Origin of the sequence: Sphingopyxis flava, from assembly GCF_900168005.1 — a bacterium.
Lineage (GTDB): Bacteria > Pseudomonadota > Alphaproteobacteria > Sphingomonadales > Sphingomonadaceae > Sphingopyxis > Sphingopyxis flava.
On record NZ_FUYP01000004.1, the window covers coordinates 200353 to 214917 of the forward strand.

The 14565-nt window shown below is 65.7% G+C and carries 10 protein-coding genes; 1 reads left to right on the plus strand and 9 read right to left on the minus strand.

The annotated features are described in order from the left end of the window. Positions 1–64: 64 nt before the first annotated feature. The 3 genes from B5X69_RS04940 to B5X69_RS04950 all read right to left on the minus strand — a co-directional run bounded on the left by B5X69_RS04940 (position 65) and on the right by B5X69_RS04950 (position 4020). Positions 65–1333, minus strand: coding sequence for an efflux RND transporter periplasmic adaptor subunit (locus B5X69_RS04940; RefSeq protein WP_079637581.1), 1269 nt, complete (start codon positions 1331–1333; stop codon positions 65–67). Between the two features lie 396 nt (positions 1334–1729). Beyond that, entirely contained in the window at positions 1730–2341 is a 612-nt protein-coding gene (locus B5X69_RS04945; RefSeq protein WP_079637582.1) for a TetR/AcrR family transcriptional regulator, read from the minus strand. 35 nt (positions 2342–2376) lie between these two features. Next, positions 2377–4020: a carboxylesterase/lipase family protein gene (locus tag B5X69_RS04950; protein ID WP_139375658.1), complete on the minus strand. Its 1644-nt coding sequence runs from the start codon at positions 4018–4020 to the stop codon at positions 2377–2379. A gap of 102 nt (positions 4021–4122) precedes the next feature. Here B5X69_RS04950 and B5X69_RS04955 point away from each other — a divergent pair, with 102 nt between their 5' ends. Beyond that, a complete protein-coding gene (locus B5X69_RS04955) occupies positions 4123–5415 on the plus strand; it encodes a hypothetical protein (RefSeq protein ID WP_079637584.1) in 1293 nt (430 codons plus the stop codon). A 7-nt stretch (positions 5416–5422) separates the two neighbouring features. On the opposite strand, the gene B5X69_RS04960 is transcribed toward B5X69_RS04955, so the two are convergent. The 6 genes from B5X69_RS04960 to B5X69_RS04985 form a co-directional block, all read right to left on the minus strand. Then, positions 5423–7087 (minus strand): MFS transporter, encoded by a 1665-nt coding sequence (locus B5X69_RS04960; RefSeq protein ID WP_079637585.1) that lies wholly within the window; start codon positions 7085–7087, stop codon positions 5423–5425. Positions 7088–7159: 72 nt separating this feature from the next. Next, positions 7160–8059 (minus strand): SDR family NAD(P)-dependent oxidoreductase, encoded by a 900-nt coding sequence (locus tag B5X69_RS04965; protein ID WP_079637586.1) that lies wholly within the window; start codon positions 8057–8059, stop codon positions 7160–7162. An 88-nt stretch (positions 8060–8147) separates the two neighbouring features. After that, a complete protein-coding gene (locus B5X69_RS04970) occupies positions 8148–8852 on the minus strand; it encodes a TetR/AcrR family transcriptional regulator (protein WP_245798595.1) in 705 nt (234 codons plus the stop codon). A gap of 52 nt (positions 8853–8904) precedes the next feature. Further along, positions 8905–10473, minus strand: a complete 1569-nt coding sequence (locus B5X69_RS04975; RefSeq protein ID WP_079637588.1) for an AMP-binding protein — start codon at positions 10471–10473, stop codon at positions 8905–8907. Beyond that, complete coding sequence (locus B5X69_RS04980; protein ID WP_079637589.1) at positions 10470–12107, minus strand: carboxylesterase/lipase family protein; 1638 nt, start codon at positions 12105–12107, stop codon at positions 10470–10472. The genes B5X69_RS04975 and B5X69_RS04980 overlap by 4 nt, the downstream gene beginning before the upstream one ends. 11 nt (positions 12108–12118) lie before the next feature. After that, a complete protein-coding gene (locus tag B5X69_RS04985) occupies positions 12119–14398 on the minus strand; it encodes a TonB-dependent receptor (RefSeq protein ID WP_079637590.1) in 2280 nt (759 codons plus the stop codon). Positions 14399–14565 lie beyond the last annotated feature (167 nt).

A 14565-nucleotide genomic window follows, 5' to 3' on the forward strand; every position in this document is an offset into this window, starting at 1 on the left:
GAGCCCCTGTTCTGATAATTGGGTTCGAACGGCCCCTCCCCCTAGCGGGAGGGGGGATGAAAGATCATTTCGCGAAAGTCGCCTGCGCCGACAGGGGTTCGCTCGCCGACGCGGCGGCCTTCTCCGGCTCGGCCACGATACGGCCTGCCTTGGTGAAGGCTTTTTCGCCGGGCCGCGCAAACTGGTATCCGGTGATCACCACCCGGTCGGCCGCGGCCAGGCCGGAGCGGATCACGCGAAGCCCGTCGACCTCGGGCCCGATCTCGACCGGCCTTGCGGCGACGACGCCGTCCTTGCCGACGACATAGACGATCTTGCGCGCCTGATCGGTCTGCACCGCGGCGGCGGGAACGAGCAGCGCGCGGGTCGTTTCACCGGTCGCAAGCCGCATGTTGCCGAACATGCCGGGGGTCAGGAACATTTCGGGATTGGCAAAGCGCGCGCGCGCGCGGATCGTCCCCGAACGGGGGTCGAGCCCGTTGTCGGTGAAGTCGAGCTCGCCCTTCCAGCGATAATCGCTTTCATCCTGCAGCCGCACCTCGACTGTCGCGCCCTTTTCGGTCCCGTCGCGCTTGGTCTTCAGGAACAAGGCTTCGGAGCCCTGGAAGGTGAAATAAATGGGATCGAGAGCATTGATCGTCGTGAGCAGGGTTCCGCCGGCATCGCCCGCCGACACGAGGTTTCCGGGGTCTATCATCCGGTCGGAGATGCGCCCGCTCTGCGGCGCGCGGACGGTGGTGAACTCGACGTCGAGCGCGCGCGCCGCGATCCGCGCTTGGGCTCCGGCGAGCGCCGCCGACGCTGCACGGACGCGGGCGCGCAGCCGGTCGATCTCGCTTTCCGACACTGCCTCGACGTCGACGAGCCGGCCGGCGCGTTCGAGCTCGAGCCTGGCGAGCGCGAGGTCGCTGCGCGCGCTTGCAGCGGCAGCGCGAGCCTCGGCGAGCGCGGCGCGGTAGGGGCGCGGGTCGATGGTGAAGAGCGGCTGCCCCTTGCGGACGATCTGGCCATCGGTGAAATGCACCGCGGTGATCGCACCGGAGACGCGCGGGCGCACCTCGACCGACTGACTGGCTTCAAACCGGCCGATATAATCGTCCCAAAGCATCACGTCCCGCGACATGGGCGTTGCCACGGTCAGCACGGGGGGCGGCGCGGCGGCCGCCTGCGGCGCGCCATCGCGAAGCACCCACCACGCGCCCGCGACAATCACCAGCAGGGCGGCGATCCAGGCCGCGCGGCTTTGCCGACGCGGGTGCAGAAGCTCGGCAAGCTCGCGCCGGACGCGGGCATCTGCGGGGTCGGTCTTCTCGATCGGAGTATGAACGGTCATGACAGGGCCTTTTCTCTGGTTCTCTGATCGGTCGCTGCGCGCGGAGCGCAAAAGGGGGCCGGCGCCGGGGACATGGCCGCCGGCCCTAGGGAGTCGCAAAAGGGTCGTCAGAGAGCAGCCGAGGCCGCCCTCCCTGGAAAGCGCCGCGCCACCGCGCGGACATCTGATCTATTCTATGCGCTGGGTCAGCGCGGTCAGGGGGCGCGGCCGCCGCAGAGGGGACATGCGGCGGCCGGCCGGGGGGAGAGTTCTTTTCGTTGGGACATGGCGACACTCCTTCGGCAAACGCACAGCGAAGGCCGAACAGTGAGACGGAATGTTTTATGTACTAGATGGTATATAAGTGAGAATGCGCCACGTCAAGGCTATTCTGTACCGCATGGTAAAGATTTTTTCTCAGCGCCCCGGCCAGAGCTTTAGGCTCGTTTCGACAAGCCGTTCGAGCTCGGCACGCGTTGCGCCCGCGCCAGCCTGAACGGCAAGCCCCTGATTGATCGCGGTCAGCAGTGCCGCAAGGCCTTCAGGATCAACGTCGGCCGGCAGGTCACCTTCCGCCTTCGCGCGTTCAAAGCGCTCGAGCATCGCGCGCTTTGCTGCGGCGCTGCGTTCCAGCACCGCTTCGCGAATGCCCTCAGCCTCCGACCCGCAGGCAACCGAACTGATCACGCCGAGGCAGCCGTGGGGGTTGTCGGGACAGGTCTGCATTTCGAGCGCGCCGCGCATCAACCTTTCAGCGACCCCGCGGGCGGTGGGCGCCTTCAGCGCGTCGCGCATATAATCGAGCTTTTCGCGCTCATAAAGGTCGAGCGCCTTGTTGAAGAGCGCCTCCTTGTTGCCGAAGGCGGCATAGAGGCTGGGCTTGGTGATCCCCATCGCCTCGGTGAGGTCGGCCATCGAGGCGCCCTCATAGCCCTTGCTCCAGAAGACGCGCAGTGCCGCCGCGAGCGCGGCATCGACGCAAAATTCGCGCGGGCGGCCCTTGGGAGCGGGAGGAGCTTCGACTTCCATAACGCACGGTATATATGTGTTCGCACCCTCTTTGTCTAGGGGCGGAGGCGAGCCGCGGACGAGCCCGCGAGCGGGGGCGCGGAGGGACCCAGATTGAGGAACCACTGCTCGCCCGCCGCGCGGCGACGCTGCATCACCGCTTCGTGCAGTTCGAACATGCCGGGCAGCGGATCGCGGTCGGCGACGGGCCGGTCGGTAAAGTGCATATAAGCCTCTTCCATTCCATAAGCGGACCAGACCGGCAAATCGGCCGCAGAAGGCACTCCCGATCGGGCAAAGCTCGCCCAATAGCCAATCATTGCCTCGGCCAGATCGCTGTCCGCCGCGGCGCCGGGTGCAGGCCAGTTCGGCGGAAGCCCGCTCTCCGCGCGTCCGAATACGAACGGCAACTCGCTCGCATGAAAGGCGCAAAGATCGCGCGCCCGCGCCGCTTCATAGCAATGATCGAACAGATAGAGATAGGCGGGCAGCCCCGCAGCGGCCTGCGCACGCACCAGCCGCTCGCTTGCCCAGCCATAGACGGCATCGCGCGTCGCGGCGATCAGGCTGCCCTCCATGTCGCTCGCCGGATAGAGCCGAAGCCAGGCGTGCGCGAGATCGCCATAGCTCCGCTTGATCCCGGCCTCATAGGTCGCGGCGTCGGCGGGGGCCTTCGGCACCAGCGCGCGCTGCGAGCGCACCTCACCGCTGTTGAAGCCGGCAAGCAGCGGCACCCGCGCCTGTTCTTGGCGATCAAGAATATCCACGAGCTGGCCAGGCAGCACCGCGCCGTCGACCGTCGGCTGCGGCACGAAGCGCGCGGCGAGTGCCGCCCCGGTCAGCCGCTCTGCATCGACCGCGCGGAGCGCCACGAGATTCTTTGCCCCCACCGTCTTCGCGAACACCGCTCCCGTCCCCTCGGCCGCAGCAAGTCCGAAGGCTGGTTCGCGAAGCCGCGGCACCGCACGAAGATTCGGGCTTTCGGCAATCGCTTTCGCAAACAGTCCTCGCGCGCGCGGCACGCCAAGCAGATAGGCGACGCTCAGCGCGCCGGCGGATTCGCCCATGACGGTGACATTGGCGGGATCGCCGCCGAATGCCGCGACGTTGCGCCTGACCCAGCGAAGCGCGGCGATCTGGTCGAGCAGTCCGTAGTTGCCCGACACCCCCTCGGGCGATTCGGCGCTCAGTGCGGGGTGCGCGAACCAGCCGAGGACGCCGAGCCGATAGTTGATCGAGACAAAGACGATCCCGCGCTTCGCATATTCGCCGCCGTCGTAGAGCGGACTCGCGCTTGTGCCGCGGAGCAACGCGCCGCCATGAATCCAGACGATCACCGGCGCCTTCACCGCCACCTTGGGCGCCCAGACGTTGAGCGTCAGGCAATCCTCGCTCATCGGCATCTGCGGTTCGAAATAGACACTGTCCTCAGGGTAAGCGGGCTGGACGCACGCCGCGCCGAACGCGGCCGCCTTGCGAACACCCCGCCACGCCTCGGGCGGTGCGGGCGGGCGCCAGCGCCGCGCACCGACCGGCGGCGCGGCATAGGGAATCCCGCGAAAGACGCGAAGATCGCCCCGCCATTCGCCGGCGATGAGGCCCTCGGTGACGCGCACCTGCGGGCGATCCGCCCCATGAACCGGAGACGCGGGCGCAAGCGCGAGGAGCAGCACCCATAGCCAGAAGCCGACGTGCATCATATCGTCTCTCCCGCCGCGGCGCGGTTGTCAGCGCCATCGGCTCGACCTAAACTCACACGCGAGTGAATATCAAGCAGGATGAGCGGGAGTCGGACTTTGGGAATGGGGCAACCAACGCGGCGCGGATTTCTGGCGGGGAGCACGGCGCTGCCGCTGGCGACCGCAGCGGGGTCGACCGAGGCGGACACCCTCGCCTCGGTGGTGCGCGATCTCGATCATTATCTGGGCTTCGGGAACAAGCAGTCAGGCGGCGAGGGGGATATCGCTTGCGGTCATTGGCTTGCCGACGAGCTCGAGCGCGCGGGCTTCATCGTCGAGAAGCCCGCCATTTCGGTTCCCTGGTTTGTGCCCCGCGACTGCGCGATCGTCACGGGCGGCGCGCGCGCAGCACTGTGGCCGCAGCCGATCGTGGTACCCACACCCGCGGGCGGCCTCTCCGGCCCGCTCGTGCGCATCGACGGCGCAGGGCGAGCCGAAGGGCCGCTCGACGGGGCGATCGCGCTCGTCGACCTTCCATATGGCCGCTGGTCGTCGGCCTTCGCCAAGCCCGTCCGCGGCCCGATCGACGCCGCCTTTTCGGCGGGCGCACGGGCGGCGGTGGTCGTGACCAACGGCCCGACCGGACAGGTCATTGCGCTCAATGCCGACGGGCGCGAGCCGATGTTCCCGGGACCTGTCGGTCTCCTCGCTCCCGCCAACTCCGCGCCCTTCCTTTCTGCCGCAATGTCGCACGCGCAAGCGACGGTCACGCTCGGCGGCGAGGGTGGGCGCCGGGCGGCTTTCAACGTCATTGGGCGGATCGAGAGGGGCAAGCGGCGCTGGGTCGTCGTGTCGACCCCGCGCTCGGGCTGGTTCGGCTGCGCAGGCGAGCGCGGCGGCGGCATTGCGGCGTGGCTCGACCTCGCGCGCCGCGCGCCGACCATGCTGCCCGATCACAACCTCGCCTTCCTTTGCAACAGCGGCCATGAATATGAGAATCTGGGCGCCGAGGAATCCCTGAAGGCCGCTGCGCCCAAACCGGGCGAGACGCATTTCTGGCTCCACCTCGGCGCCAATCTCGCCGCACGCGACTGGCACGAGGGGCTGTTCGGGCTTGCCCCGCTCGCCGGGACGGATTCGCAGCGCTATCTCGTTGTCAGCCCGCCGCTGTTGCCCGCGGCGCGGCGGATGTTCGCAGGTCTCGCGGGCTTGGAATGCCCCTATCGGAGCGACAAGCTGGCGGCCGGCGAACTGAGCGCGATCATTGCCGCCGGCTATTCGCCGGTCGCGGGCGTGTTCGGGCTCCACCGATTCCATCACGTCGAGGGCGACGACGCGCGCTGCATTGATCCGGCGAACGTCGCAGCGACCACGGCGGCGTTCCGCAAGCTGCTGGCGGAAGCAGCGCGGACCTGAGCCTCCGCTATGCTTCGATATCGCGCTTGTATGTTTCGGGCAGGAACAGGATGCCGACGACTGCGGTAATCGCCGCAAAGGCGACCGCATACCAGAGCCCCTGATAGATATTCCCCGTCGCGGCGACCATCGCGAAGCCGATCGTCGGCATGAAGCCGCCGATCCAGCCATTGCCGATATGATAGGGCAGCGACAGCGAGCTATAGCGTATGCGTGCCGGGAACAGCTCGACAAGCAGCGCGGCAAGCGGGCCATAGACCATCGTCGCAAGCAGGCCGAAAATGCAAAGGATCGCGATGACCTTCAGCTTGTTGACCTGCGCCGGGTCGGCGGCGGGAGGGTAGCCCGCACGGGTCAGCGCGTCATGGAGCTGTTGCTGGAACGCCGCGATCGCGCTCGCCTTCGCCTTATCCGTCAGGGTTGCCGGGTCCGGGGCACGGTGAACCTCCTCGCCGATCCGCACCGAGGCGACTGTTCCAGGGGCGGCATCGACGTTCGAATAATTGACCCCGCTGCGCGCCAGATAGGCTTTCACAACGTCGCAGCTCGTGCCATCAAACTTGTTGCGGCCGATCGGGTCGAACTGGAACGAACATTCGCCGGCGTTAGCGACGACCGTGACCGGCGCCTGCTCGACGGCCGCCGCCATCGCCGGGTTGGCGGCCATCACCAGCGCCTTGTAGAGCGGGAAATAGGCGAAGACCGCAAGGACGCAGGCGGTCATCATGATCGGCTTGCGCCCGATCTTGTCGCTGAGCCAGCCGAAGAAGACGAAGCTCGGGATGATGATGGTCAGCGCGGTGGCGACGAGGAAATTGGCGGTCGCCCCGTCGACCCGCGCGATGCGCTCGAGATAGAAGAGCGGATAGAGATGCGCGGCAAAGCCGATCACCGCCTGGCCCGCGACGGCGCCGAACAACGCCAGCAACACGATCTTCAGGTTGCGCCATTCGCCGAACGCTTCCTTGAGCGGCGCCTTCGACGTCGCACCCGCCGCCTTCATCCGCTGGAAGACCGGGCTCTCCTCCAGCTGCAAGCGGATCCAGAGCGCGACCGAGAGGAGGACGATCGAGAAAATGAAAGGCAGCCGCCAGCCCCACGCCTCGAACGCCTCTGCATCCATAAACAGGCGCAGAGACACGACGAAGGTTGAGGCGAGGATCAGTCCGATCATAGCGGTGGTCTGGATGAAGCTGGTATAAAAACCTCGCTTCCCGGGCGGTGCATGTTCGGCAATATAGACGGCCGCCCCGCCATATTCGCCGCCGATCGCCAGTCCCTGAAGGAGCCGCAAAAGCATCAGGATGATCGGCGCTGCGATGCCTATGCTGTCATAGCCGGGAAGAAAGCCCACCGCAAAGGTCGACAGCCCCATGATCGCCATCGTGACGAGAAAGGTGTTCTTGCGCCCCACGATATCGCCGACGCGCCCGAAGACCAGCGCGCCGAATGGGCGAACGGCAAAGCCCGCGGCAAAGGCCATCAGCGCGAGGATGAAGCCGGTTGTCTCGTTGACTCCGGCGAAAAAATGCACCGAGATCGCGCTGGCGAGCAGGCCGTAAAGGTAAAAATCATACCATTCGAAAACCGTGCCCAGCGACGATGCGGCGATCACCAGCGTTTCGCTGCGCGCCTTGGGGGCGCCGGCCGGCGCTTCGCTCTTCCTAGCCATCACTCTCTCTCCCGTTCGTCCCGGCGGTAGCGGCGGGCTCTTTACCGGCCCGTCCGCCACGCTCGGGGAATATCAGCGCGCGACCGCCATGGTCTGCGCGTCGAAGCCGGCGCTCGCCAGTTCGCGTTCGGCCTGCGTGAAGCCGTATGCCGGCACCACCTCTCCCGCCCGGTCCACCACGCGATCCCAGGCAGCGATCAGCCGCTCGGCGGCATCGCGGTCATCGCCGATGAAGACCCCGTCGGTCAGCGTGACATGCGCACTCGCGAAATGGCCCGCACCCGCGCAGAGGATCGTGCGCGTCGGCGCCCCGTCGCCGACGAGCGCGAGCAGGCCGGGGCTTACCGCCTCGGGCGACAGCCGTGCCAGCGCATCGGGCGCCAGAACGCCCTCGGTCATCGCGGTCGCCGCGGTGGGCGCGAGACAATTCACGCGAACATTATATTTCTCGCCCTCGATTGCGAGCGTCTGCATCAGCCCGACGAGCGCCATCTTGGCCGCGCCGTAATTGGCCTGGCCGAAATTGCCGTAGAGCCCCGAGGAAGAAGTCGTCATCACGATGCGGCCGAAACGGCGCTCGCGCATCTGATCCCACACCGCCTTCGAGCATATGGCGGCACCCATCAGATGCACCTCGACGACGAGGCGAAAATCGGCGAGATCCATCTTTGCGAAGCTCCTGTCGCGCAAAATGCCCGCATTGTTGATCAATATGTCCACGCCGCCCCAGGCGCGCGTCGCCGAATCGATCATCGCCGCGACCTGCTCCTCATCGGTGACCGACGCCGGCGCAGCCAGCGCACTCCCGCCGCTCGCCTTAATCTCGGCGGCGACCGTTGCCGCGGCCGCCACATTGCTGTCATTGACAACCACCCGTACCCCGCGGCGCGCCAGCAGCAGCGCGTGCGAGCGGCCGAGCCCCCCGCCCGCGCCGGTTACAATGGCCACCCGATCCTGCAAATCGCCCGTCATCCTGGCCCTCTCCTGAATGATTATAACTCACTTGTGAGTGAATGAAATAGATGGCGCGCGAACGTTCAGGGACATCGCGCCCTCGTCCTTATTCCCTGTCCCGTTTCCGTTGTTCGCAAATGTCGCGGAAGCCGGCCGCCATGAAGCGGGCCATCCGTGCCTTGACCGCGGCATAATCGTCCGAATGGCAAAGGCCTTGCGACAATTTATCGATGCGCCCCGTGCGCGCGAGGGTGAGCATCAGCGCACCGGTGACGAAATGATAACCCCAGAAGATGTCTGCCTCGTCGGCATCGGGCAGCGCCTTCTTCAAGATCTCGATCAGCCGCAGCACCACGGGATCGAAATATTTGTCCATAAATTCGGCGCCCTCGGGGCTGTTCGACGCCTGCGCGCTGAAGGCGCCATAATTTTTCCAGCCCTCACCGCCTTGGATATAGAGATCGAGGTCGGTGTCTAGAAAGGCGTGGAGCGCGCCCTCGACCGTGGGCTTTCCCCCTGCAGCGCGATCATAATCGTCGAGCGCCTTCATGCGCTTTTCGATCGTGACCACCGCGCGCCGCGCGAACACCGCATCGAACAGGGTCTTCTTGTCATCGAAATAATAGTTGAGGAGCGTATGGTGGACGCCGACCTGCTTGGCGACATCCTTCAGCGTCACCCCGTAAAATCCGTGCTTTGAAAAGAGACGCTCGGCGGTGTCGAGTATCTGTTCCATCGTTTCGGCGCGCTGTTCCGCTTTTGTCGGCCTTTTGGTCGCGGTCTGCCTTGTCGCGGTCTTCGCCTTGGACACCAAATTCTTTTCCCTTCCGGACCCTTCGATAGGCTGTGCGGCCGCCCCCGGCCTACACCTCTCCATATTCCGCTCGCAATTGCATTTTGTCGATCTTCCCTGTGGGTGCGAGCGGCATCGCCTCAAGGCGGATTACGGCGTCGGGAACCCACCAGGGCGCAACGCGCCCGGCGAGCGGTTCGAGCAGTTCGGCGTCGCTGATCGAGGGGTCGCACGTTTCGACGAGCAGCACCGGACGTTCGCCCCATTTGGGGTCTGCACGCCCGATCACTGCCGCCAGCGAGACCTGCGGCAGCGCACCCACGAGCGCTTCGATCTCTGCCGGGTTGATCCACTCACCCCCGGACTTGATGAGATCCTTGGCGCGGCCGGTGATCGTCAGATTGCCCTTCGCGTCGATCCGCGCAAGGTCGCCGGTATCGAACCAGCCCTCGGCATCCGTCGCCGGCTCGCTCTGCCCGAAATAGCGTTCAACGACCGTGCCGCCGCGTACGCGCAAATGGCCTTCGGCACCGCGTTGCTGGGCCAGCGGCCGCCCATGAGCATCGGTGATCAGCAAGTCGATCCCCATAGCGGGCTTGCCCGACAGCGACGCCCGGCGCGCCGGGTCTCCCGGCATCGCCGCGGTGCCGAGCGGCGACAATTCCGTCATTCCCCAGCTCGTCTGCACTTCGGCACCGAGCCGCTCCTCGATCCGTTTCATCAGCGCAGGGGGCATCGACGCCCCACCGACGAGAATGCGCTGGAGGGTCGGCACCTCACCCCCCTCGGCCTCGAGATGCTCGAGAAGGCCGAGCCAGACAGTCGGCACCCCTGCTGCCGCCGTGACGCCTTCGGAGCGTATCAGCCGTGCGAGATGCGCGCCGTCGCTGTGACGGCCCGGCAGCACCAGCTTCGCGCCGACCGCGGGCGCTGCGAAAGGCAGGCCCCATGCGTTGGCGTGGAACATCGGCACCACCGCGAGGATCGCATCGCGCGCCGTGGGGCCGAGCACGTCGGCCTGGAGCTGACGCATTGTGTGGAGGTAGCAGCCGCGGTGCGTGTAGGTCACGCCCTTGGGCGCGCCGGTGCTTCCCGAGGTAAAGCACAGGCCCGAGGGTGCCGTCTCTTCGAAATCGCCCCATCGGCTGTCGCGCGGCGCGGCATCGACCAGCGGATTGAGCTCGGCCGCATCCCCCTGCCCCGCTTCGCTGTCGAGCAGCAGGATATGGGCCAGCGCAGGCAGGTTGGCGCTCGCATCGCGCGCGAGCGGCACGAGGTCGGGGCTCGCGAGAAGCACCCGCGCCTCCGACTGCGCGAGCATCGAGCCGAGCTGCGCCGCGGTCAGACGCGGATTCAGCGTGTGACACACCGCGCCCATTCCCATGATGCCGTACCATGCCTCGACATGCCCCTGCGTGTTCCACGCGAGCGTCGCGACGCGGTCACCCGGCGCGATGCCGAGCGCGGCGAGCGCCCCCGAGACGCCCCGCGCCCGATCATGAAGTGCGGCATAGGAAATGCGCTGGATGCTTCCATCTGCCGCGCCCGACACGACTTCGGCGTCGGGGTGCCATTTGGCGGCGTGGGAGAGAAATTTGTCGAGCGTCAGTCCGTAGGATTGCATCGATCCGTCGATCATTGGCACCCCTCGGCCTTCGGCGGCAGCGGCGGCGAGGCGAGGCCGACGTTCCAGTTCCAGGGAATATCGCGGGCGGCGCGGCGGCGGCACACCACGGCTTCATGCAGCGCGGCGGTTCCGGGGAAGAGGTTGTGCGCGGAGCGCGGCTCGTCCGCGAAATGAACGAAACCCCGGTCGTCGGCATAGTCGGGCCAGTCGGGCGCTCCCCCTGCCTTCGGCTTTGCGTTACGCGCAAAGCTTGCCCAATAATCGCCCATCGCCTGGCTCAGTTTGCGCTCGGCCAGCGCGTCCGGAATCTTCGGCCACAGCGGCGGGGTCTTGCCAGCTGTTCCGAACACATAAGGCAGCTCGGCTGCGTGAAAGCCATGGAGTCCCCATTGCTCCATGGCGGGATAGCCATGATCGAAAATATAGAAATAGGAAGGCTGGTCAAGCGCCGCCTGGTCCGACACCAGCCGCTCGGCGGTCCAGCCATACATGGCGTCGCGCGTCGCCGCGAGCATCGAATCATCGATTCGTTTGGCCGGATAGCGCGCGAGGAACGCCTCGGCGAACTCGCCATACCGGGCCCGAATCTCCCTTTCATAGGCGACCGCGTCCGCGGGAGGCTTCGGGAGCAGAAAGCGCAGTGACCGGATTTCACCGCTGTTGAAGCCGGCCAGGATCGGCACCGGCGCCTGCTCGCCGCGGTCGAATGTCTCAACGAGCTGGCGCGGCACGATCTTTCCGTCGACCGCCGGGAAGGGGAAATAGCCGACCGTCGGCGGCTTGCTCGCGATATCTTCGGCCGAGAGGGCGCGCAGCGCCGCAAGATCGGCGGCGCCGAGTTTTTCGGCGAGCGCCACGCCCTGCTCTTCGGCGGGCACCATGCCGTTGAGCCGCTCGCGAAGGCCGGGCGCGGAGATCATATAGGCGCTCTGGGCAATCGCCTTCGCGAACAGCCCGCGCGCCTGCGGCGCCGCCATCAGATATATGACGCTGAGCGCGCCCGCGGATTCGCCCGCGATCGTCACATTCTTCGCATCGCCGCCAAAGGCTCCGATGTTGCGCTTCACCCATTCGAGCGCCGCGATCTGGTCGAGCAGCCCGTAATTGCCCGACTGATGATCGGGCGATTCGGCGCTCAGCGCCGGATGGGCGAACCAGCCGAACATGCCGAGCCGGTAGTTGATCGACACGACGACCATTCCGCGCTTCGCCAGCGCGTTGCCGTCATAGAGTGGATCGCCGCCCGACCCCGACACCAGCGAGCCGCCGTGAATCCAGACGAAGACCGGCAGATCCTTTGCCCCCTCAGGCGCCCAGATGTTGAGCGACAGGCAATCCTCGCTCATCGCCGGCAGATCCCAGCTGTAGATGCTGCCCGCGCGCGCCTTCGGCTGCATGCACGCCGGGCCGAACGCGCTTGCATCGCGCACGCCCTGCCATGGGAGCGCGGGCTGCGGCGGCTTCCAGCGCCCCGCTCCGACCGGCGGCGCAGCATAGGGAATTCCTTTGAAGACCCGAATGCCGTCCGCCGCCTCCCCCCGCACCTCACCCGCTGGCGCCGCGACGACGGGTCCCGGCGCCGCAGCGGCCGGGACCGCGAGCAGCGCTGTCAGAAGCAGGACAAGCGAAATGCGGCGAGCGGCCATTGGCTTGCCAGTCAGAAGCGATAATCGGCGCGCAGGCCGACAGTGCGAGGCCGCATCCGGGCATAACGCCCGTCCAGGAAGGCCTCCGGGTGCACGTAGGTGATCTTGCTCGAATCGAAGAGATTCTCGACATAAGCGGTGAGATTGAGCGGCCCGAGCTTCGTCCCGGCATAAAGGTTCGTATTGGTCCAGGCCTGCGTATAATCATAGGTCGGGCTCGCCGCGTTGGGATTGCCGGGAACATTGGGGAACTGGTTCGGGAAGGAACCGGCGTGCGACACGTTGACCGAGGCGAAAGCGGTCTTTCCGTCACCGATCGGGAAATCATAGCGCAGCGTCCCCGAGCCCTGGAAGTGCGGCGAGGCGAGCCGCGTTCCGAGCTCGGCGCCCGAAATCGCAGCTTCGGTATCGGTCAGCTTGGTCACCTTGGCGCGGTTGAACGAGCCGTTCAGCGAAAGGCTGAGCCCCGCGACCGGCCGGGCGACGAATTCGAATTCAAGGCCATAGCTTTCCGCCGCACCGATGTTGGTCGCGAACTGGACCGAATCCGAGACGCGGTTCGCCTGTACCTGGATGTCCTTCCAGTCGATATAATAGGCCGCGAGATTTGCGGTGAGGTCGCCATCGAACCAGCGGCCCTTCAACCCGATCTCATAATTGGTCACGCTGTCGGACTTGGCGCCGTCAGGGATGATGAGGTCGCTGGGGTCGACAACGCTTGCAAGCCCGGCGCGCGCATTGACCACCGGGGTGCGGAAGCCCGTGGACACCGTCGCATAGGTGGTAAGGCTGTCGACCGGCTTCCACGACACGCTGGCCTTCCATGAGAGCCGGTTGGCCTTGACCTTCAAGCCTTCGGCATAGTTGATCGGAACGATCGTTACCGGCAGATTGGAAAGCCCGAGCAGCGCGAGCGTCAGATAATTGCTGTTGTAGCCGCCGCCGCGCGTGAAGCTTTGCACTTGCGTGCTACCGTAGCGCAGGCCGCCGGTGACCCAGAAGCGGTCGCTGAGATGCGCGGTCACTTCGCCGAAGCCCGCGATTTCCTTCTGATCGGTGTAGCTGTTGAAACGCTGATAATATTCGTCGGGCAGGCCGGTCAGACCGCGCGCGTCGAGGAATTCCTGCGTCGAGCGATAGGCGAAATCGACGGTGCGCCGCTTGTCATAATAGAAGAAGCCGGCGACCCAGTCGATTGGTCCTGAGGTGCGCGAGACAAGCCGCGTCTCCTGAACGAACAGGTCGTCATAGGCGTATGCGTCGAGCGCAAAGGGAAAGGCCTGCGCGAAGGTGCCTGCAAGATCGACGTAGAAAGAGGCGTCATAGTCCGACAGCGTCGTCGAGCTGATCAGTTCGGCGAAGTCGAACTCGTAATTGACCGTGACATTATAGTTGGTGAGCTTGCCCTGGAACAGGTCGGGGCGGTCCGAACGGCGCACGAACCTGCCGAGCGCCGGGTTGGTCAGCGCCGAATCGGCGGGCTTGCTGTTCTCGTAGGAGGCGAGCAGTTTCACCGTCATTCGGTCGCTCGGGCGCATCAGCAGGATCGCGCGGCCGCCATAGGCCTCGAGGCTGTTCGAATCCTTGATGCCGGTTCCGATATTGTCGATCCAGCCGTCCTCGTTGCGGTAATAGCCGGTGACGCGCAGCCCCAGCTGGTCGGTCATGATCGGCATGTTGATCATCGCGTTGTAGCGCTGGCGCACCGAACTCGATCCGGTGAGACCGATATCAGCGCTCGCCGAGGCTTCGAAATCGTCGAGGTCGGGGCTTTTGGTGATGATCCGCATCGCGCCCGCAAGCGAGTTCGATCCGAACAGGGTCCCTTGAGGCCCCCGCAGAAATTCGACGCGTTCGACGTCATAGAGATTGGGGTCGAGAATGGTCGAATTGCCGTTCGCCGAGATCGGCAGCTCGTCGACGTAGATGGCAACCGCACTCTGGAGGCCGGCGCTGTAACCGTTGGTATTGATCCCGCGGCTGGTGAAATTGTTGAAGTTCTGCGTCGGCCGGTTGACAACGATGCCCGGCGTGTTCTGGGCGATCCCCTCATAGCCGACGATACCCAGATCATCGAGCTGCTCCTGACCGAAGGCGGTGACGCTGAGCGGCACATCCTGCAGCCGGGCGGTGCGGCGCGTCGCGGTGACGATGATATCGTTGCCGCCGCGGGGTGCATTTTGTGCGGTGGTTTCGGCCGGTGTATCGGCCTCGCTCGTTTGCGCGAGAGCGGAAACGGGTAGCGCGAACAGAGCGGCCGCCGATGCGGACGCGAGAAGCTGAACCTTCATATAACTCTCCCTCCCGGGCGGCGCTCTCCGGCACCGCCTCGCCCCCTTGTATGAATCAGATTCGCTCGCGAGTCAACATTCACTATCATGTGCGTGAATATCTTGCACCCTCTCGGGTCTGCGCCGATTCAAAGGCCTATGCTGGTTTGACGGATTGACAGCCAAAG